Raw genomic sequence first — 19,614 nt, 5'->3', positions numbered from 1 at the left:
TACTCAACTTGAAACGCGCTGTCTAGCGACAGGCCTGCACGACCGCTCGCTCGACAGCCTGCATGAAATCCGGATCGCGACGCATCGTAGTATCGGCGCGTGCGCTGTCGCGCACATGGGTGGCGCGCGTACACGCCTCCGGGCTCGGCTGGCGCTCGTAACTGATCAGGCGTAAGCCCAGGTTTGACTCCTGGCCCGTGGCAGACGCCGTGTTCGGGCCTGCCTGCGTCGCCGCAGCCGTTGCGGTCGGGGCTGGCCCGGCTTGCTTGTTCCAGCGCTTCTGCTCGGCGCCGTCGGCGCACGGCGTGGACTGGTAAACCGTCCCCAGCTTTGCATCGCTGCATTTATAGGCCGACTGCGCCGCAGCCGGCAGCGCCAGCACGCACATCACCACCGCAAGACTTCGTTTCATCTATCTCTCCCCCAAACGGTATAGCTTACCGATCGCAGAGAACGAAGCGTTGTCTCTTCGAGCAGCGCGCTCCGTTCTTCGGTGACGAAGATGGGTAAAGCGCGCCTGGCGGCTTGTTACCGACCGACTTGCACCGCCACAAAACCGGCACCTTGCCAATGGCAGCGCCGAGCGGACGCACGGTGCTCGCTGACCAATGTCGCATGCACTCTTTGTTGCGCCGGAGACAACTCCATCCGGCGATGGAAGTGCAAAGAACTGCAGTTTCCGCCGACGCGCAAGCACAGCGGCCGTAGACGCATCTCTTTGCGGGCATTGAGCGGCTCGTCGGCACCGCAAGTCGCTGTTGTCGACCGATAAGTTAACCTGACCCCGTTACCCCTTGGCCCCATTATTGCGACCGTCGGGACAGCGTATTACGTGAAGTACTGCGTGAGTTGCGACGCGGAATAGCCCAATCGGCCATCGGCACGCCACTGCGCGGTCACGACTATCCCATAGACGCGCGATGCTGAATTTTTGTGCGGGCTGGCCGGAGACAGCCCGAAGTAGCTCTTACTAGCACCCATGTAGTTCGGATGCGCATTGACGAACTGCATTCCCATCGCCGCCACGATCCTCTGTCCCGCTGCGTGCCCGTTTTGGTTCATGCTGTAGAGATGGTTAGCGATCCAGCCTTCCTCCATCTGGCTGTAGCCCGGTGGCACGAAGAGTGAAAAGTTCAACCCCGCGCCTGGGCCCTTTGCCTCCACGATAAGGAAATGAGAAACGCCACCGCCCTGTGGATACTCCCAGATCTGGTCAATGCCGGTGCCCGAGTGCAGATGGTAGCCCCAGATCATGTTGCCGCCGGGGTGACGCTCCAGGACGCAGGTCGCTGCGGCGGCCTCGCCGACGCATTCGGTGATGCGCGTATTGGCCAGCAGTGCGCGCATGTCCTGCGCGATCGCATCGAAGTGCTGGCAAGCCTGTGCGTCGGCTCCCAGGCCAGCGACCTCCTGCTCCAGGCCTTGCCAGATCGCACCGGAATGGATGTCCAGCCAAGCGAACGGCAGAAAAATCTCGTTGTTGGCCCTGACGCCCCAACCGATGGCGTTGTTCAGATCGTCGTGGTAGACGACGTCGCGATGCATGCCGTGCGGCGGCCACGACGTTAGCGGGGGCGCCGCATTGGCCCGCCCGTTAGCCGCGTTGATGCGGATGATCTTCGGTCGCTTGGGCTTCTTGGGTGAGATAAACGAATACCGGTCGTATCTGCCGGTCACAGCCGCATAGTCGACCTTTGCTTTACTGCGCAACAACCTTCCCATCGGCACTCTCCCTAGTGAAATGTGGTCTCTGACCGCCCATGCACCCTTGCGTCGGCGTGGCGCGCAGGCGCGGCCAACCGGTTCACCGCCCGCGGCCATGCTCCTCGTTGGCGATTCCGAAGGTGCCCGGAGGAGGCTCGATATAGCTGTGGTAACCGGGTCGTGGAGACGAAGTCAGGTTGACTTCTAAAGTGGCCCTGACCCAGTTCGTCCCGGACAAGTGAACCTGACCCCGTTACCCGGGACGAATATTTAAAGCTTTTCAGTTTTGTCCAGCCGAGCCATTCTGACGACGTCCGTGATCGTGCCGGTCGCCCTTGGGACCTCCGCGCACTTCCGGTTTGGTTAGGCTGTCATGATTTCCTTGGTGATCGCGGCCAGTCAGGGCCTTGCGCGCCGTCGCTTTTTCCCGTCCCTCTGCGGCAAGCGCGGACTTCTGAACAACCACGCTCTGCTGAGCGACCACCGTTGCACCGATGCATTTACGATGGCGCTGGTCCGATGGATTCACCGGCTTCGTTACCAATCCCAAGGCAGTCTTTTTGCAGACGCTACATACCAAGTCAACCATAAATCACCTCGTGTTTCGTGATTAGATCCTAGAATTGAATGAAATAGCGGGGTCGCACCGGATACACAAATGTTAGTCAAACCATTGCCGTTCACGGCATTCAGCTGCTGGGCCCACAGGTCGCATATCAAGTCCACAAAGCAGCACTTTTTCATGCGACCTAATTAACTCCACACGCTTTGTTAAGGTCGGTCAGGCGAGCGGATGGTTGCATTGGCTTGCTCCTCGTAAAATCACGTTCGCGGATAAAGTTAACCTGACCCGTTGCCCGCCCCCGTTGCCCACGTGCTTCATCAGCCTGAAAGCAGCATCATGTGAGCGCGATCCTTGGCTGATCGTTGCGTCACCGCAACTACATACACCCAGTTCAAAGCAGCTGATCAGCGTGCATGCTCGACGAATGCAGTTTGTTCTGAGCCATCCCCTATTATTCAGACTCGCTATCCTGGGAACGGACACTGGCTCACCGCGACCATAAGGGCCGAATTGGGAATCAGCTGGCTGTCACCACGCTCGAATATGATTCCGGTCTTCTTTTCCTTCTGGTCATCCGGCGTCTTCGGTTTTCCGTTGTAGGTCGTGACCAGCCCCCGATAGTTGTTTTTTCCGTCAAAGAACTTCCGCTCGACCCTGACGTTCTCGGAAGTAAGACCTTCTTTCTTGTAGCCACCACCGATTCCGCTTTCCGCCAAGTGCTTTTGATGTGAGTGCTCAACGGTCTGGGTGCCGCCTGTATACGCTGGCGGAGCCCATCTCCTGCGGCCATAGCGCTCTTTGAGTCTCTGCCCCATGAAACCATTAGCTTCCTGTATCCATGCATTGGCGATTGTGGGAGAACGACCACTGTTGGACTGCACGCTGGTTGTCCAATTGACGTTGGTGTCCGGCGCGGGGGGGAAGCAATCGACGAGGAAGTCCCACAGATACTTGTCCTTCCACTCCCCTTCCAGTCCTTTGTAGTCGCAAGCACCGGCGTAGAGCATCGGCGCTTCTTCGTGCATGAACGAGTAAACGATCAGCCACTGGATCGAGTGCGTGAACTCACCATGGGCGCTAGCCACCATGTCCTTCCACATTAACTTTTTCTTGACGAAATTCACGAAGTCCGGCTGATGGGTGAAGCCCGACAGCACCAGATTTATGCCTGTTCCCCAGCCAACGCTGTTGGCCGCTGCGTTAAGGAGGCGACTGGTGATGTTGTACCCCTTCGCTGTGTCGTGATAATTGAACCCTTGTGGCGAATTCGCGAATGCTCCCGCTTCATTTGCTTTAGCGAATATCTCAGAAAGCCATGAGTCGACCTTGCCCAGGTGTTCGCAGAACTTGTTCTTGTCGGACAGATAGGCGGCGATCTTCGCATACTTCTTGCTTTCCACTGATGGAACGCCAAACTTGTCTTCTATGAATTTCGAAATTGTTCCAGAGTTTAGCTCTCCGATGGACATTTCCGACATGATATTGGTCCTTCTACACTCTGGAGAATGCGTAGGAGAAGTGGCCTTCCCCCGCCCCGACACCGACCTTCCGCACCTGTTGGCCTTCGATTATCTTGGCCAAAAGTTCCCGACTGATCTCCGGCAACATCGAATTGGTCAAAATCGCATCAATCATCCGCCCGCCCGACTCGCTCTCGGTACACCGGCTCACCACCAGCTCAACAACCGAGTCGTCATACTCGAACGGGATCCTGTAGCGCTCCTCGATCCGCTTCTTGATGCGGTTCAACTGCAGCCGCACGATCTGCCCGAGCATGGCGTTGCTCAGCGGGTAATACGGAATCGCCACCAGGCGCCCGAGCAGCGCCGGCGGAAAGACCTTCAACAACGGCTCGCGAATGGCCTTGGCCATGCCCTCGGGGTCCGGCATCAGTTCCGGGTCCTTGCACAAGCTGGCGATGAGGTCGGTGCCGGCATTGCTGGTGAGGATGATCAAGGTGTTGCGGAAGTCGATGCGGCGGCCTTCGCCGTCTTCCATCCAGCCCTTGTCGAAGACCTGGAAGAACAGTTCGTGCACGTCGGGGTGGGCCTTCTCCACTTCGTCCAGCAGCACCACCGAATACGGTTTGCGTCGCACGGCTTCGGTCAGCACGCCGCCTTCGCCGTAGCCCACATAGCCCGGTGGTGCGCCCTTGAGCGAGGAGACGGCGTGCGCCTCCTGGTACTCGCTCATGTTGATGGTGATCAGGTTCTGCTCGCCGCCGTACAGCGTTTCGGCCAGGGCGAGCGCGGTTTCTGTCTTGCCCACGCCGGAGGTGCCGGCGAGCAGGAATACGCCGATCGGTTTATCAGGGTTGTCCAGGCCGGCGCGGCTGGTCTGGATGCGCTTGGCGATCATCTCCATGGCGTGGTCCTGGCCGATCACGCGCTTGGCCAGTAGTTCGGGCAGGCGCAGTACGGTGTCGATCTCGTTGCGCGCCATGCGTCCGACCGGGATGCCGGTCCAGTCGGCGACCACGGCGGCCACCGCCTGGTAGTCGACCGTGGGCAGGATCAAGGGCGATTCGCCCTGCATTGCCGCTAGTTCCGCCTGTACCAGCTGCAGGCGCGCGAGCAGCGTGTCGCGGTCCACGCTTACTGGCGCTTCGAGCACGGCGGTGTCGCCAGACGCCGCATGCGCGGCATCGGTGTCGGCCTCGACCTCTGCTTCCAACGCACTGCCCGTGCCTTCCACCGGTGCATTGCCGCTACGCAGCTGTGCACGCAGCGATAGCAGCTCATCTACCAATGCCTTCTCGGCAACCCAGCGTTGCTCAAGATCACGCAGCCGGCTGCGTTCGCCATACAGCAAGCCAGCACACGCAGCAGCACGCTCCTCTACTACGATGCCGATCGCACGCTCGCGCTCGATGATGGCGTGTTCGGTGTCCAGCGCTTCGATGCGGCGGCGGCTGTCGTCCACTTCCGCAGGCGTAGCGTGCAGGCTGACCGCCACGCGCGCGCAGGCGGTGTCGAGCAGGCTCACCGACTTGTCCGGCAGCTGGCGGGCGGGGATATAGCGGTGGCTGAGCTTGACGGCCGCTTCCAGCGCCTCGTCCAGGATCTGCACACTGTGGTGCCGTTCCATCATCGAGGCGACGCCGCGCATCATGCGCACCGCCTTGGCCTCGTCCGGCTCGTCCACCTGCACGGCCTGGAAACGGCGGGTCAGTGCGGGATCTTTTTCAATGTACTTCTTGTATTCGGCAAATGTGGTCGCCCCCACCGTGCGCAGGGTGCCGCGCGCCAGCGCCGGCTTGAGCAGGTTGGCGGCATCGCCGGTGCCGGCCGCGCCGCCGGCGCCGACCAGGGTATGGGTTTCATCCACGAACAGGATGATGGGTTTGGGGCTGGCCTGCACCTCGTCGATCACCGCGCGCAGGCGCTGCTCGAACTCGCCCTTCATGCTGGCGCCGGCCTGCAGCAGGCCCACATCCAGCGTGCGCAGTTGCACGTCCTTCAATGCGGGTGGCACATCACCGCGGGCGATGCGCTGTGCGAAGCCTTCCACCACCGCGGTCTTGCCCACGCCGGCTTCGCCGACCAGGATCGGGTTGTTCTGGCGGCGCCGCATCAGGATGTCCACCACCTGGCGGATCTCGTCGTCACGGCCGATGATCGGGTCGAGCTTGCCCTCGCGCGCCTGTGCGGTGAGGTCGGTGGTGAATTTCTTCAGCGCTTCCTGCTTGCCCATTGCGGCAGGCGCGATGGCGCCGCTGGCCTCGCCCGGTGCAGCCGTCTGGCCCAGTGAGAAACCATCGCTGGGCAGCAAACCCTCTTCCGGCGAGCCGGCCACGATCTGCGCAAAGTGCTCGTTGAGTATCTCGGGCTTGAGCTTGTCGAACTCCTTTGAAATCGCCAGCAGCGCATGACGCAGCCCACGCACGCTCAGGATGCCGACCATCAGATAGCCGGTGCGCACCTGCGCCTGCCCAAAGCTGAGCGAGGCATACACCCAGCCGCGCTCCACCGCTTCTTCGACATTGGCCGACAGATCGGTGACGGCGGTGGAGCCGCGCGGCAGGCCATCCAGCGCGGCGGTGACATCGCGCGCCAGCGTGGACGGATTGAGCTGGAAGTGCTTGATGATGCGGTGCAGGTCCGAGTCCTGCAGCTGCAGCAACTGATGCAGCCAGTGCACCAGCTCCACGTACGGGTTGCCGCGCAGCTTGCAGAACACGGTAGCGCTTTCGATGCCGCGATACGCCAGCGGGTTGAGCTTGCCGAACAGGGCACTGCGGGAGATCTCGGCCATGATGCGTCCTTCGAAGTCGGTACGTTGCGTGTGTGCGAAAGTGAGAGCGGTGCGCGTCAACCCGATGGGCGCAGCAGGACCTCGTCGGCGTCGGCGATGCTCCAGGCGCGGCGGCCGATCCAGGTGTCCAGGCCAAGCCGGCTGTTGCGCGCCAGCTGCGGGGTGGGCACCTGGTCGGCCTTGAGCAATAGCTGCAGCTCCCAGCCAAACTCGTCGCCCAGATAGCTGCGCACCGCGGCGGTGAGCTGGCGCAGCGCCTGGCCGCCCGGCAGGAAGCGTTGAAACGCGATGCGTGGCAATGGCCCCAGCCGGATGCGCACGCGCTGTTGCGCGCCGCGCACCTGTGCACCGACCACGCTGTCCACGCCGAGCTGCGCATTGCGCGGGCCCAGGCCCAGCCGCAGCTGCGCGTCGGCAGGCAGCCGCATCCATTCGGCGATGAATTCCTGCACCTGCACCGGCCACTCGAACAACTGCTGCAGCAGCGCACGCAGGCCCTCGGGCGTGCGCGTGGCTGCGCCCAGGCGACCGGCGTAGTAACGACGCGCATCGTCCGGCAATGCATCGCGCTCACGCAGGTGCGGGCTGGCGATACCGACCAGGGCATCCAGCCAGCCGCGGAACTGATCGCAGGCAGCGCGCTCGGCCTGCACGGTGGGCTGCGCCTGCGCCCACGTACGGTAGAACAGGCTGAGCATGCGGTGATGGAATACATCGGCAAACGCGGCAAAGGTGCCGTCCTTGGCCTGCTGCGCACGCTCGATGGCGTATTCGGTCAGGTGCAACGGCAATGGCGCGTTGGGACCGAACAGACCCAGAAACACCCCATACAACGCAGCGGGCTGCTGGTCTTTTGCTGGCGTGTAGCGGTCCAGTGCATGCGGTGCGAACGCCAACGAGGGCGTGTGGCGCAGGCGCACCGCATCGTCCACGGCGCGGGCGGATTCGCCCAGGCGAGGATGCTGCGGATGGCAGCGCTCGATCGCGCGCAAGGCGGCGAACGGGCTGAAATCCTGTGGCCGGGTCTGCAGCGCCTGTGCCAGCGCGGCAGCCGCTGCGCTCACAGGCGCGGGCGCGTGCCGGGCTGGGCTGGCCATCGGGCCACCTCGTTGCGTTCGGTGGTGCGCAGCACGGTTTCGGTGAAGGAATTCACCGAGACATAGCGCGCAAAGAAGTGCCGCAGCACCGAGGCCAGCAGGAAGGCGCCGGTACCTTCGAACGCCGCGTCTTCGCAGGTGAGGGTGATCTCCAGGCCGCGACCGAAGGTGATCGGGCCGGGCACCGGAATGCGCCGCACGATCGGCGTGCCGGTCACGTGCTTGATGCCTTCGATCTGGCGTTGCGCAGACGCATCGAACGGGTCGCAATACAGCGTGAGGATCTCGCGCAGCGCGGCCGCGCCATTGGGGCCGTCTTCGAACAACGACAGGTAATTGAGCTGCAACTGGCTGAGCAGGCGCCATGCGGTCTGCCCGTCGGACAACGCCGGACGCGGTTTGGTCGGCCCGGCTACGCAGCGCACGCCGCGCACCGGCACGCCGCTGTCCATGGTGAAGTCGCTTGCGCCCTTGCCCACCGGCATATGCAGCGGTAGGTCGCGATTCGTGCACCACAGCTGCAGGCCGAGTTGGCGCAGGCTGCTGGCCTGCGCCTGGTCATTGGCATCGACCAGACTGACGAAGACCTCGCTGCCCACGTAACTGGAACGCGCTCCGTCCCGGCGCTGCCGCGCAGACAGCATCCGCGGCTCGCGGCGCATGCTGTAGAACGCGCCGTGCCGTGCATGCCAGCTGCGTGCGTCGCCGCCATAGAACGGGGTGAAGCGCTGCTCCGGCTCCTGGCGGTCGCCGAAGCCTTCCACCTCGCCCAGGTGATGGATCTCGAAATCCATCGGCCGGGTGCGGTCGGCCAATACATGATATTCATGCGCGCCTGGCTGCAGATGGATGCGGTCGGCGCGGCGTGGGAACAGGTTGATCGCCGGAGTGCAGAACAGCTTGAAGTGTTCGGCGCCGACCGCCGCAGCCAGACTGGGCAGGCTGCGTTGCAGCAACACCACCACCTCGAAACTGCTGCCGTGCAGCCGCCGCAACGGTGCGCGCAGGCCGGCAAGTTCGGCGAACAGAAAGCGCTCGGGGCAGGCGAAATATTCCTGCAGCAGCCGGTAGCCACTGAACGAACGGCCGTCGTAGGGAATCAAGGCATCGTCGTCGGCAAAGCCGCGCATCTGCACTGCATCGGCGCCCAGCGTCATCTCCAGCGTGCCGCCACTGGCATCGCTGCCACGCACCACCACCGCGGCGGTGTCGGCATGCAGCTGTTCGTACAGACGCTTGGGCAAGCCGTCGGCGCCGGCCAGAAACAGCGGCAGTCGGTCCAGCGCCAGCGCTTGTACCTGCGCACCGCCTACCAGCTCCAAGCGCAGCCGCACGCCGGCACGCACCACGCGCCCGGCCGGCAACGCGACACCGGCAGCGGCCAGGGCGGCCGGCGATTCCAGATACTTGGCTTCGGCCAGATGCAACGGCCACAAGGTCACCGCATGCGCGGTGCGGAACTCGCAGGCGGTGCGTTCGCCGGCGCCGATCAGGCTGCGCAGGGCGCTGTGACGCGGCACGCTGACGCCTGCGGCCAGGCCGCTGTCCTTGAGGTCCGGCTGCAGCTGCACCACCGCCATCGACGGCAGCGGCGCCAGGTAATGCGGGTAGACCATTTCCAGCAGGTGCTGGGTGAATACCGGGTATTGCGCGTCCAGCTTGAGCTGCACGCGCGCAGCCAGGAATGCGAAGCCTTCGAGCAGGCGCTCCACGTACGGGTCGGCGCATTCGAACGCATCCAGCCCCAGCCGCCCGGCGATCTTGGGATACTCGCGCGCAAACTCCGCGCCCATGTCGCGCACATGCTGCAGTTCGCGGCTGTAGTAGGGGAGCAGGCGCGGGTCCATCTCAGCCATGCCCTTCGACGACATCGAGCCGGCCGGTTTCCAGGTCCAGCGCTGTCTTCAGGTACAGGTTCAACGGCAACGGCTGCGCCCACATCTCCGATTCGATGGTGAACAGCAGCGAGCGCCGGTCCATGCGCGTGGCATCGGCATGCACGCTGACGCGCAGCGTGTCGGCAATCAGCCGTGGCTCGAACGCCAGGATCGCCTCGCGAATGCGTTGTTGTAGCGCGGCCGCATCGATACCGGTCACTGCCACACCGGCCAGATCCGGGATACCGAAGTTGAGCACCGAGCGCTGCACCTGCGGATATGCACCCAGCGGATGGCTGGTCTCCAGGTTCACCGCATTCAACAGCCACGACAGATCGCGGATCACGCATTCGCGCAGGCGCGTGGCCGAGATCACGCGTTGCTCGCGGCTCTCTTCGCGCTGGCTGGGCACGGTGTCGGTCAGCCGGTCCAGCAGCGAGGGCTGCAGGCGTTCGGTGGTGGTGAGCTCGGCCATGGTGGCTCAGCCCAGATCCAACTGCAGGTGGCGCACGTCCAGCAACGCCACCTCGCGCGACTCGGTACTCCACATGCGCTGGCCCAGGCCGATCTCGCCCTGCGCACCTTCGGTCCATTCGGTACGGCGCGCCAGCTGCAGCTCGCCGGTATCGAGGTGTTCGCTACCGGGATACCGCACCGGCATGTACGCAAACGCCTGCCCGCCATTGCGCCATAACACGCTCACCGGTGCCCACACGGTATCGCGCAGGTCCACCGGCGCTTCGAAGCGCAACTGATGGATCTGCTGCAGCGGCGCCCACGCATAGCCAGTGTCGAGTATCAGTTCGATGCAGGGCCCGAAGCGGGCATCGGCATCGGACAGCCATTCGAAGCGCTCGCCATCGAGCACGCCCGCGCTTGCCGGTGCCAGCTCGAAGGCTTGCGCACGCAGCGCATTCGCCTGCGCGCCATGGCCTTGCGCAGACAGGCGCAGCGCCTGCAGATGCAGGGCCAGCCACTCGGCCGGCTCGCCGATCACGTGCGGCAATTGGGTGCCGGCGAACACCTGGGCACGTGTCTGCTCGCCCTGCAGCACGGTGAGATACGTCTGCACCAACGGCTGGGTGGTGCCATCCAGCTCGCCGCAGGCGCGCAGTTGATCCGCCGCGCGCGACCACTGGCCCAGCACGGCCAGCAGCTGGAACAGGAACACGCGCTGCGCCGCATCGGCCGGTTGCCGGCGTACCTGCTGTACCAGCTGCTGCAAGGCCTGCGCCGGCTCACCACGGGCAAGCAGGCTGTGTGCGGTGGCATCCATCGCGCATGTCCTCATCGAAGAAGGGGGCGGTGTCGCTGTGGACACCGCCGGTCATTGCATTGCAGGCACCGCGTGCAGCAGCACACCCACGCGCGCGGTTGCCGGGGAACCGCAGGCGGCGCGATGCAGCCGGCATGGACGCGTGGTGCATGCCGATCTCCCATCCGCTCCGCCGTCTGCGATCGGGCGATCGCGCACGCGGTGTGCTTGGCGCCTTATGCCTTGGCCACGCCCTGGATGTCGTAGGTGAATTCCTTCGCCCCGCCCTGCGCCGCGCCCTTGTCGTCCTGCGGCTGGAAGCCGTACTTGAACTTGCCGAAGTGCAGCGTCACGTTTTCGGTCAGCCGGTCTTCGCCACCGGACCCGCCGGTGGACAGCGAGGTGATCAGCACGCCTTCGCTCAATTCCAGCGTGAGGAAGTCGCTCTGCTCGCCGGTGGCATTGGTGACGTACAGCCAGGCGTTTTCCACGCGTGCACCGGTGCACACTGCATCCAGCAGCGCGTTGGAGCAGCCGTCCACGTACTTGGTGATGGAAATGTCCTGGATATGCGCCTTGCCGCCGCTGGCCGAGCCGCCACCGGTGTGCAGGTCGCCGGAATTGCTCGCACCCCAGGACCACGCCAGAATCGGAATCTCGCCCTTGTGCTTCTTGTGGTTGGACGCGCCTTCGATCTTGACCTTGCCGCTGCCGAACTTGATGTGCATGTCGAACGCCATGGAACTGCTCCTTCAATGAAAGTGACAACACAGGGGTGGCGCAACGCGCAGTGGCGTTGTGCCCGTGACGCGAATGCGTCGGATCAGGCCTTGGCGGCCGAGGGCAGGCGCGAGACCAGGCGCAGCGACACGGTCAGGCCTTCCAGCTGGTAATGCGGCTTGAGGAAGAACTTGGAGCTGTAATAGCCCGGTGCGCCTTCCACTTCCTCCACCACCACTTCGGCCGCGGCCAGCGGCTTGCGCGCCTTGGTTTCTTCGCTGGAGTTGGACGGGTCGCCATCGATGTATTGCGTCACCCAGCGTGTCAGCCAGCTCTGCATCTGCTCGCGATCGGAGAACGAGCCGATCTTGTCGCGCACGATGCACTTGAGGTAATGCGCAAACCGGCAGCACGCGAACATGTACGGCAGGCGTGCGCCCAGTGCGGCATTGGCGGTGGCATCCGGGTCGTCGTATTCGTCGGGCTTGTTCAAGGACTGTGCGCTGATGAAGGCGGCCATGTCCGAGTTCTTGCGATGCACCAGCGGCATCAGGCCCATCTTGTCCAGCTCGGCGGAGCGGCGGTCGGTGATCGCCACTTCGGTGGGGCACTTCATGTCCACGCCACCGTCGTCGGTGGGGAATGTATGCGTGGGCAACCCTTCCACTGCACCGCCGGATTCGATGCCGCGAATGCGTGAGCACCAGCCGTACTGCTTGAACGAGCGGTTGATGTTCACCGCCATCGCATAGGCCGCATTCTGCCAGGTGTACTTGCCCGAATCGGCGCCGGCGGTGTCTTCCTCGAAGTCGAACTCGTCCACCGGGCTGGTAGCTGCGCCGTACGGCAGGCGCGAGAGCGTGCGCGGCATCGCAAGGCCGATGTACTTGGAATCTTCCGACTCACGCAGCGAGCGCCACGCGGCGTAATCGGGCGTGGAGAAGATCTTGGCCAGATCGCGTGGGTTGGACAGTTCGTTCCAGTTGTCCATGCCCATCAACTTGGGTGCGGCCGCGGCAATGAACGGTGCGTGCGCGGCTGCGGCCACCTGCGCGATGCCATTGAGCAGCTCCACATCCGGCGGGCTCTGGTCGAAGTAGTAATCGCCGACCAGGCAGCCATACGGTTCGCCACCGAGCTGGCCGTATTCCTGCTCGTAGACCTTCTTGAAGATCGGGCTCTGATCCCAGGCGGTGCCCTTGTAGCGCTTGAGTACCTTGCCCAGTTCCTTCTTGCTGATGTTGAGCACGCGGATCTTGAGCTGCTGGTCGGTCTCGGTGTTGTTGACCAGGTAGTGCAGGCCGCGCCAGGCGCCTTCCAGCTGCTGCAGATCGGCGTGATGCAGGATCTGGTTGAGCTGCTCGGTCAGCGTGCGGTCGATCTCGGCGACATAGGCCTTGATGGTCTGCGACACGTCCTCGCCGACCACGTCGCTGCGCGCGAGCACCTGCTCGGCCAGCGTGCGCACCGCCGATTCCACTTCTTCCTTGGCGCGCTCGCTCTTGGGGCGGAACTCGCGATTGAGCAGCGCGGCAAAATCGCCCTGCTCGGTTGTTTCGGTACTGCTGCTGGCCAGTGCGGCTTCGGTAGCGGACATGGCGTCAGGCTCCTTCCGGCTCGGAGGCGGGCTTGGCCGCCGACACCAGCGACTGCAGCAAGGCCGGGTCGCGGATGGCATTGGCAATCAGCTGCTCGGCACCGGCCTTGCCATCCATGTAGGTGTCCAGGTTGGCCAGCTGGGTGCGCGCTTCCAGCAACTTGGCCAGCGGTGCGACCTTGCGTGCGATGGCGGCCGGCGAGAAGTCGTCCATGCTCTCGAAGGTGATGTCCACCGCCAGCTCGCCTTCGCCGGTGAGGGTGTTGGGGACCTTGAACTGCGCACGCGGGCGCATCGACTGCAGCCGGCTGTCGAAGTTGTCGACATCGATCTCCAGCGCCTTGCGCTCGTCCAGCGAGGGCAGCTCGCCGGCATTGGCGCCGGACAGGTCCGACATCACGCCCATCACGAACGGAATCTGCACTTTCTTCTGCGCGCCGTAGACTTCCACGTCGTATTCGATCTGCACGCGTGGCGCCCTGTTGCGGGCGATGAACTTCTGACTGCTGGCCATGCCTGATCTCCGATTGAGCTTGCCCGTTGCGCCACCGTGCTCGGCACGGGCGCTGCCTTGTGGCTTGGATGTCGCCGGCCCGGCGGATGGCCTGCAGCCTGCGTGCGACGCCGGTGCTGCGGGCCATCCCGCAACTGCCGCGCACCACGCGGACCGAAGCGGCAGGCCGTGCGATGACGCTTTCTCAGCGCTGCGGCGAGTCTAGGAATGGCGCCAAACGCCCACCCGACAAATCGTCTCAATCGCACCGATGCGTGATGCGTTGCGGACTTCGTGAAAGGCGCGTGATGGGTTGCCGCTGCTTTTTTCGGTTGATCCAGGGACAGGCCCCGGGGAGTGGGCCGCAGGCAGCACCGCATGAGCATCAGTTACTACAGCGCCATCGTTCCGCAGGCGTGCGCCACCATGGACGCGCAGACGCCGTTGATGATCGATCTGCTGGCTTACATCGAGCAGCACATCGGCGAGGCGGAGCTTGGCACCGACTCGTTGCAACAGGCGTTCGCGCTCTCGCGCGCCTCGCTGTACCGGCTGTTCCAGTCGCGTGGCGGCGTGGCCAGCTACATCCGCGAGCAGCGGCTATGCACCGCGCATCGCTATCTGCAGGCCTATCCGGACTGCAGCCTGACCTGGCTGCTGTACGAAATGGGGTTTGCCTCCGAGCGGCAGTTCCAGCGCGCCTTCCAGCAGCGCTTCGGCATGCCGCCGATGCAGTGGCGCCGCCAGTGCCGCGCCAAACCGCATGCACCGCCACCGCGCCGCGGCCACTACATGCCGATGTGGCGTTTCATGCGCGAGCTGAGCCAGGACGTGCCGCAACCAGCGCCCAGCGCATTACGCAGTGGCGTGCCGGCAACCTATAGCGCGCCGCTGGTGCATACCGAAGCGTTACGCCGCCTGGCACGACCGGCGCAGAACGCCTCGGCGCGGCTGGAGCCGCTGGACGCCTGAGCGCCAGCTGGGTGCTTCTCGGGAGCAGGCCTGCACGCGCAACGGGCAGGCCGGTGACACCCGTCGCGCGCGTGCGTGCTCCTACGAAGATGCATGGATCGGGCTACGCGCCCATCGCGCTCCTGTCCTGTCTGCCGCGGGCTCAAAGCAGAGCATGGACGCGAGGTAGCGGTACCCCAGGCGCGATGCGACATTCTCGGCACCCCGCGTCGGGCCCGGGTGCGCTCCCAGGTGAAACAACGCGGGGGTCGCCGGTGTAGCTCACGATCGACAGCCTCGCATCGGCGATCAGCGGATCACCAGCACCGGGATCGTGCTGTGGGTCAGCACTTCCACCGTCTGGCTGCCAAGCAGCATGCGCCGCATGCCACGGCGGCCATGCGAGGTCATGATGATCAGGTCGCTCTTGCATTCCTCGGCGGTCTGCACGATGCCTTCGGCCGCGAAGCGGTCCAGTACATGCCGCGGGGTCGCCTTGATGTTGGCTGCCGCGGCCAGTTCCAGCGCGGGGCGCAGGATCTTTTCGGCCGCCGCTTCTCGTTCCTTGCGGTACTCCGGGCTGGCCTCGTAGCCCACGCTCCAGCCCATCGCATCGTACATGCCCATCGCCCACGGCTCGGACACGGTGACGATATCGACCTTGGCGCCGGTGGCCTTGGCCAGCTCCAACCCTTGAAACAGGCCTCGATGCGACAGTTCGGATGCATCGATGGCGATGAGAATACGTTTGTACATGGTGACCTCCTGCAAGGATGGCATTGCTGCCGGTGGACTTGAACACACGGTGGCATGTGCGGGTGGACCAGGCCGTGATACGGATCAATGCGGCGGTGCTGCTGGCTGTGCTGAGGCGGGGTTGGCTCGATGCTGCCGATGTTGCTGCATGGACGGCAACGGACTGCTGCTGTTGCTGGTCGGATTGCCTGCCTGGTTGCAATTGCCTCGTTGCTGCTGGTGTCTTTCGCGCCCTACGGCCGCCATTCCTGCCTCCACGATGCATGCCGCGCGCAGCGCACGTGCGATCAACGACGAAGACTGGCACGCATGACGCTCAATCGGTGGCCACCGCGTCCGGGTCCGGGCGCGTCTCGCGCAGGCGCGCCGGATTGCCGACCGCGGTCGCCCCTGCCGGGACATCGCGGGTGACCACCGCACCGGCGCCGATCACCGCATCGTCGCCGATGGTCACGCCCGGCAGGATGATCGCCGCACCGCCGATCCACACATTGCGCCCGATGCGGATCGGCCGCCCGAATTCCAGGCCGCTGGCACGTCCGGCGGCATCGCGCGGGTGATCGGCCGCGTAGATCTGCACGCCGGGGCCGATCTGCGTCCCCTCGCCAATGCGCACCTCGCAGATATCCAGGATCACGCAGTTGAAGTTGAGGAACACCCCGGCGCCCAGGCGAATGTTGTAGCCGTAGTCGCAATGGAACGGCGCGCGAATCACCGCACCGTCGCCGACTTCGGCCAGGCGCTCGCGCAACAATGCATGTCGCTGTGCTGCTGTCTGCAGCACCGCCGCGTTGTAGCGCACCATCCACTCGGCCGCAGCCGCCTGCTCGGCCTGCAGCTGCGCGTCAGTCGCGTTGTACAGTTCGCCTGCCAGCATTTTCTGTTTTTCTGTCTGCATGGCACTGCGTCCTGCACGTCGTGAAGTCGGCCTGCAGGGTGTCACGGATGCAGCGATGAATGCATCGCGCGATGCACCAATGGGTCGAGGAAGGTTGATGTGTCCATCAACAACGGATGTCTGGATCTTGCAGTCGCGGCGCGGCGCTGTCATCGAGGCACAAGCACGCGCGGCCTTCTTACCCTGCCAACGCGGGCGACAGATGCTGGACGGCGCTGGATGAGTTGATCGACTCCCCCCATCCGCCCTTCGGGCACCTTCCCCCGCGGGCGGGGGAAGGGAGCACGGCCATGCAGTCGCGGCGCGGCACTGTCATCGAGGCACAGCACGCGCGGCCTTCTTACCCTGCCAACGCGAGCGACGGATGCTGGACGGCACTGGATGAGTTGATCGACTGCCCCCCATCCGCCCTTCGGGCACCTTCCCCCGCAGGCGGGGGAAGGGAGCACGGCCATGTAGTCGCGGTGCGGCGCTGTCATCGAGGCAAAAACACGCGCGGCCTTCTTGCCCTGGCAATGCGGGCGATGGATGCTGAAAGGCGCTGGGTGAGCTGATCGACTGCCCCCATCCGCCCTTCGGGCACCTTCCCCCGCGGGCGGGGGGAAGGGAGCACGGCCAATGTCTGGATCTTGCAGTCGCGTCGCGGCGCTGTCATCGAGCCACAAACACGCGCGGCCTTCTTGCTCTGCCAACGCGGGCGATGGATGCTGGACGGCGCTGGATGAGTTGATCGACTTCCCCCATCCGCCCTTCGGGCACCTTCCCCCGCGGGCGGGGGAAGGGAGCACGGCCATGCAGTCGCGGCGCGGCGCTGTCATCGAGGCACAAACACGTGCGGCCTTCTTGCCCTGGCAATGCGGGCGATGGATGCTGGAAAGTTCTGGATGAGCTGATCGACTGCCCCCATCCGCCCTTCGGGCACCTTCCCCCGCGAGCGGGGGAAGGGAGCCAAGCGGGGCGTTTGCCAGCCCGATGTCTCAACGGCATGGGAACCCACGCCAGTGCACACACTTACCCCTCTCCCGCCTGCGGGAGAGGGGATGGGGTGAGGGGCACCACCAAGGCGGGAGATCTCAACGGCCGGCTGGCGGCGCAGTCACCACTGGCGCCGTGACCTGCGCCCGTGCAAGGACCGCTACGGCTTGCTCCAGCGCAACCGGTTGCCATGGTTCAAGACAGCATCACACCGCCGAAAGCAACCCGCCTACACCACCGTCAAGTTCGCGTAGGCCATCACCAGCCACTTGGCGCCGACTTCGTCGAACTGCACCTGTACCCGCGCATGTGCGCCGGCACCCTCATAGTCCACGACTACGCCGCCGCCGAACTTGGGGTGCTCGACATTGGCGCCCAGCTTGATCGGCGCCGTCTCCACGATGCCGTGCACCGGGCCGCCGCGGGCCGCGCCCAGCGAGGCGGTGCGCGAGACCTGTACCTTCGGGCGCACTTCGTTGAGCAGATCGCGCGGGATCTCGCGCAGGAAGCGCGAGGGCACGTTGTAGTTGTCCTGGCCGTGGATGCGCCGCGATTCGGCGTAGCACAGCACCAGTTTCTGCCGTGCGCGGGTGATGCCCACGTAGGCCAGGCGACGTTCTTCTTCCAGCCGGCCGGTTTCTTCCAGCGAACGCGCGCTCGGGAACAGGCCATCTTCCAGCCCGACCAGGAATACGATCGGGAACTCCAGGCCCTTGGCCGAATGCAGCGTCATCAGCTGCACGCCTTCCTCGCCGGCCTGCGCCTGGCCTTCGCCGGCTTCCAGCGAAGCGTAGGCCAGGAACGCCACCAGCTCGGTCATGCCCTGGCTGTCCTCGTCGTCCGGCCGGGTGAAGCGCGAGGCCACCGAGACCAGTTCGTCCAGGTTCTCGGTGCGCGATTCCGAATCCAGCCCGCCGCGGCTCTCCTTGGCCCAATGCTCGCGCAGGCCCGAGCGCACCAGCACGTGGTCGATGCGTTCGGCCAGGTCCATCTGCCCGGTCTCGGCATGCAGCTGGCCGACCAGGCTCAGGAAACCGGCCAGGGCGTTGCGCGCACGCGCGGCCAGGCTGTTTTCCTGCGTGGCCAGCATCGCCGCTTCCCACAACGACAGCGCATTGGCGCGCGCCAGCCGGCGCACCTCGTCCAGCGTGCGGTCGCCGATCCCGCGGGTGGGCGTATTGACCGCACGTTCGAACGCGGCGTCGTCGCTGCGGTTGGTGAGCAGGCGTAGGTAGGCCAGCGCATCCTTGATTTCCGCACGCTCGAAGAAGCGCATGCCGCCATACACGCGGTACGGCAGCTGCTCGGAGATCAGCGCCTCTTCCAGCGCGCGCGACTGCGCATTACTGCGATAGAGCACCGCCACTTCGCCATAGCTGCCGCCATCGCGCACCCACTGACGCGCGCGCTCGACCACATAGCGCGCTTCGTCCACCTCGTTATAGGCCGCATACAGATCGATCGGGTCGCCATCGCCCGAGTCGGTCCACAGCTGCTTGCCGATCCGGTCCGGGTTGTGCGCGATCACCGCATTGGCCGCGCCCAGGATATTGGCGCTGGAACGGTAGTTCTGCTCCAGCCGCACGGTCTGCGCACCGGGGAAATCCTTCAGGAAGCGCCGCACGTTCTCGACCTTGGCGCCGCGCCAGCCATAGATGGCCTGGTCGTCGTCGCCCACCACGAACACATTGCCCGATTCGCCGGCCAGCACGCGCACGAAGGCGTACTGGATGGCGTTGGTGTCCTGAAACTCGTCGACCAGGATCTCGCGGAAGCGCGCACGGTAGTGCGCCAGCAGCGCCGGCGTATCGCGCAACAACTCATGCGCCCGCAGCAGCAGCTCGGCGAAATCCAGCAGGCCGGAGCGGTCGCAGCGCTCCTGGTAGGCGGCGTACACCTGCCGGCGCACCTCGGTCCAGTCGTCGTTGGGCTCGGGCTGGATGTGCTGCGGACGGCGGCCTTCGTCCTTTTGTTCGTTGATCCACCAGCTCAGCTGCTTGGGCGGGTACTTGCCTTCGTCCAGCTCCAGCGACTGCACCACGCGCTTGACCAGCCGCAGCTGATCGTCGCTGTCCATCACCTGGAAGCCTTCCGGCAGCCGCGCATCCTGCCAGTGCAGGCGCAGCAGGCGATGCGCCAACCCGTGGAAGGTGCCGATCCACATCCCGCGGCTGCCGTTGCGCAGCTGCAGGTCGGTGCGGTGGCGCATTTCGCCGGCGGCCTTGTTGGTGAAGGTCACCGCGAAGATGCCGTGGTTGGGCACGCCCTGGACTTCGTTGAGCCAGGCGATGCGATGGATCAGCACGCGCGTCTTGCCGGAGCCGGCGCCGGCCAGCACGAGGTAATGCCCCGGCGGCGCGGAAACGGCCTCGCGCTGGGCGGGGTTCAGATGATCGAGCAAATGAGAGACATCCACCGGCGCATTTTACCGGTTGTGGCGTCGCTGCGGCTGAGATTGCGATGAAGCGGTTG

At 64.7% G+C, this 19,614-nt stretch carries 15 protein-coding genes and 2 pseudogenes; 3 read left to right on the top strand and 14 right to left on the bottom strand.

What is annotated here, in order from left to right:
* Positions 1 to 22: 22 nt before the first annotated feature.
* Positions 23 to 412: a DUF4124 domain-containing protein gene (locus ACCQ05_RS01125; RefSeq protein ID WP_372392670.1), complete on the bottom strand. Its 390-nt coding sequence runs from the start codon at positions 410 to 412 to the stop codon at positions 23 to 25.
* Between the two features lie 416 nt (positions 413 to 828).
* The gene (locus ACCQ05_RS01120; protein ID WP_104540653.1) at positions 829 to 1,722 is read right to left on the bottom strand and encodes a hypothetical protein; all 894 of its coding nucleotides are present in this window, start codon (positions 1,720 to 1,722) and stop codon (positions 829 to 831) included.
* Positions 1,723 to 2,077: 355 nt separating this feature from the next.
* On the opposite strand from ACCQ05_RS01120, the gene ACCQ05_RS01115 reads away from it, so the two are divergent.
* Positions 2,078 to 2,314 (top strand): hypothetical protein, encoded by a 237-nt coding sequence (locus ACCQ05_RS01115; protein WP_228963277.1) that lies wholly within the window; start codon positions 2,078 to 2,080, stop codon positions 2,312 to 2,314.
* Positions 2,315 to 2,585: 271 nt separating this feature from the next.
* Positions 2,586 to 2,711 (top strand): annotated as a pseudogene (locus ACCQ05_RS01110) (IS4 family transposase); the annotation flags it as partial.
* A gap of 22 nt (positions 2,712 to 2,733) precedes the next feature.
* Here the strand turns inward: ACCQ05_RS01110 and ACCQ05_RS01105 are convergent.
* From ACCQ05_RS01105 to tssB, 9 genes are all read right to left on the bottom strand, one after another.
* On the bottom strand, positions 2,734 to 3,747 hold the full coding sequence (locus tag ACCQ05_RS01105) for a LirA/MavJ family T4SS effector (RefSeq protein WP_372392668.1): 1,014 nt from the start codon (positions 3,745 to 3,747) through the stop codon (positions 2,734 to 2,736).
* A 13-nt stretch (positions 3,748 to 3,760) separates the two neighbouring features.
* The gene (gene tssH, locus ACCQ05_RS01100; protein WP_372392667.1) at positions 3,761 to 6,523 is read right to left on the bottom strand and encodes a type VI secretion system ATPase TssH; all 2,763 of its coding nucleotides are present in this window, start codon (positions 6,521 to 6,523) and stop codon (positions 3,761 to 3,763) included.
* 56 nt (positions 6,524 to 6,579) lie between these two features.
* Entirely contained in the window at positions 6,580 to 7,620 is a 1,041-nt protein-coding gene (tssG, locus tag ACCQ05_RS01095) for a type VI secretion system baseplate subunit TssG (protein WP_372392666.1), read from the bottom strand.
* Entirely contained in the window at positions 7,584 to 9,467 is a 1,884-nt protein-coding gene (gene tssF / locus ACCQ05_RS01090) for a type VI secretion system baseplate subunit TssF (RefSeq protein WP_372393872.1), read from the bottom strand. Before tssF ends, tssG begins: the two co-directional genes overlap by 37 nt.
* 1 nt (position 9,468) lies before the next feature.
* On the bottom strand, positions 9,469 to 9,972 hold the full coding sequence (gene tssE / locus ACCQ05_RS01085) for a type VI secretion system baseplate subunit TssE (RefSeq protein ID WP_372392665.1): 504 nt from the start codon (positions 9,970 to 9,972) through the stop codon (positions 9,469 to 9,471).
* A 6-nt stretch (positions 9,973 to 9,978) separates the two neighbouring features.
* Positions 9,979 to 10,773 (bottom strand): type VI secretion system accessory protein TagJ, encoded by a 795-nt coding sequence (locus ACCQ05_RS01080; protein ID WP_372392664.1) that lies wholly within the window; start codon positions 10,771 to 10,773, stop codon positions 9,979 to 9,981.
* Between the two features lie 215 nt (positions 10,774 to 10,988).
* Positions 10,989 to 11,492, bottom strand: a complete 504-nt coding sequence (locus tag ACCQ05_RS01075) for an Hcp family type VI secretion system effector (protein WP_008572542.1) — start codon at positions 11,490 to 11,492, stop codon at positions 10,989 to 10,991.
* A gap of 83 nt (positions 11,493 to 11,575) precedes the next feature.
* Positions 11,576 to 13,069 (bottom strand): type VI secretion system contractile sheath large subunit, encoded by a 1,494-nt coding sequence (tssC, locus tag ACCQ05_RS01070; RefSeq protein ID WP_372392663.1) that lies wholly within the window; start codon positions 13,067 to 13,069, stop codon positions 11,576 to 11,578.
* A gap of 4 nt (positions 13,070 to 13,073) precedes the next feature.
* A complete protein-coding gene (tssB, locus tag ACCQ05_RS01065) occupies positions 13,074 to 13,583 on the bottom strand; it encodes a type VI secretion system contractile sheath small subunit (RefSeq protein WP_008572540.1) in 510 nt (169 codons plus the stop codon).
* Positions 13,584 to 13,875: 292 nt separating this feature from the next.
* Between tssB and tagK the strand changes: the two are divergent.
* Positions 13,876 to 14,534, top strand: a pseudogene (tagK, locus tag ACCQ05_RS01060) (transcriptional regulator TagK).
* A 288-nt stretch (positions 14,535 to 14,822) separates the two neighbouring features.
* On the opposite strand, the gene ACCQ05_RS01055 reads toward tagK, so the two are convergent.
* The 3 genes from ACCQ05_RS01055 to uvrD all read right to left on the bottom strand — a co-directional run bounded on the left by ACCQ05_RS01055 (position 14,823) and on the right by uvrD (position 19,558).
* Positions 14,823 to 15,269 carry a universal stress protein gene (locus tag ACCQ05_RS01055; RefSeq protein WP_104542488.1) on the bottom strand — a complete coding sequence of 149 codons (447 nt, stop codon included), beginning with the start codon at positions 15,267 to 15,269 and terminating at the stop codon, positions 14,823 to 14,825.
* A 316-nt stretch (positions 15,270 to 15,585) separates the two neighbouring features.
* Positions 15,586 to 16,167, bottom strand: a complete 582-nt coding sequence (locus ACCQ05_RS01050; RefSeq protein WP_372392662.1) for a sugar O-acetyltransferase — start codon at positions 16,165 to 16,167, stop codon at positions 15,586 to 15,588.
* A 1,204-nt stretch (positions 16,168 to 17,371) separates the two neighbouring features.
* Complete coding sequence (gene uvrD / locus ACCQ05_RS01045; RefSeq protein WP_372392661.1) at positions 17,372 to 19,558, bottom strand: DNA helicase II; 2,187 nt, start codon at positions 19,556 to 19,558, stop codon at positions 17,372 to 17,374.
* Positions 19,559 to 19,614: the final 56 nt, after the last annotated feature.

This window comes from Xanthomonas sp. NCPPB 3582, assembly GCF_041475735.2.
GTDB lineage: Bacteria > Pseudomonadota > Gammaproteobacteria > Xanthomonadales > Xanthomonadaceae > Xanthomonas > Xanthomonas codiaei.
Note: the sequence above shows the minus strand (reverse complement) of the source record. Positions and strands in the feature narration are given on the sequence as shown.

Excerpts from the sequence above, each read along its gene's own strand:
- tssF (WP_372393872.1), bottom strand. The coding sequence starts at position 9,467 with ATGGACCCGCGCCTGCTCCCCTACTACAGCCGCGAACTGCAGCATGTG.
- ACCQ05_RS01105 (WP_372392668.1), bottom strand. The coding sequence starts at position 3,747 with ATGTCGGAAATGTCCATCGGAGAGCTAAACTCTGGAACAATTTCGAAA.
- tssC (WP_372392663.1), bottom strand. The coding sequence starts at position 13,069 with ATGTCCGCTACCGAAGCCGCACTGGCCAGCAGCAGTACCGAAACAACC.
- ACCQ05_RS01075 (WP_008572542.1), bottom strand. The coding sequence starts at position 11,492 with ATGGCGTTCGACATGCACATCAAGTTCGGCAGCGGCAAGGTCAAGATC.
- ACCQ05_RS01125 (WP_372392670.1), bottom strand. The coding sequence starts at position 412 with ATGAAACGAAGTCTTGCGGTGGTGATGTGCGTGCTGGCGCTGCCGGCT.
- ACCQ05_RS01080 (WP_372392664.1), bottom strand. The coding sequence starts at position 10,773 with ATGGATGCCACCGCACACAGCCTGCTTGCCCGTGGTGAGCCGGCGCAG.
- tssB (WP_008572540.1), bottom strand. The coding sequence starts at position 13,583 with ATGGCCAGCAGTCAGAAGTTCATCGCCCGCAACAGGGCGCCACGCGTG.
- ACCQ05_RS01120 (WP_104540653.1), bottom strand. The coding sequence starts at position 1,722 with ATGGGAAGGTTGTTGCGCAGTAAAGCAAAGGTCGACTATGCGGCTGTG.
- ACCQ05_RS01050 (WP_372392662.1), bottom strand. The coding sequence starts at position 16,167 with ATGCAGACAGAAAAACAGAAAATGCTGGCAGGCGAACTGTACAACGCG.
- tssH (WP_372392667.1), bottom strand. The coding sequence starts at position 6,523 with ATGGCCGAGATCTCCCGCAGTGCCCTGTTCGGCAAGCTCAACCCGCTG.
- ACCQ05_RS01055 (WP_104542488.1), bottom strand. The coding sequence starts at position 15,269 with ATGTACAAACGTATTCTCATCGCCATCGATGCATCCGAACTGTCGCAT.
- ACCQ05_RS01115 (WP_228963277.1), top strand. The coding sequence starts at position 2,078 with ATGATTTCCTTGGTGATCGCGGCCAGTCAGGGCCTTGCGCGCCGTCGC.
- tssG (WP_372392666.1), bottom strand. The coding sequence starts at position 7,620 with ATGGCCAGCCCAGCCCGGCACGCGCCCGCGCCTGTGAGCGCAGCGGCT.
- tssE (WP_372392665.1), bottom strand. The coding sequence starts at position 9,972 with ATGGCCGAGCTCACCACCACCGAACGCCTGCAGCCCTCGCTGCTGGAC.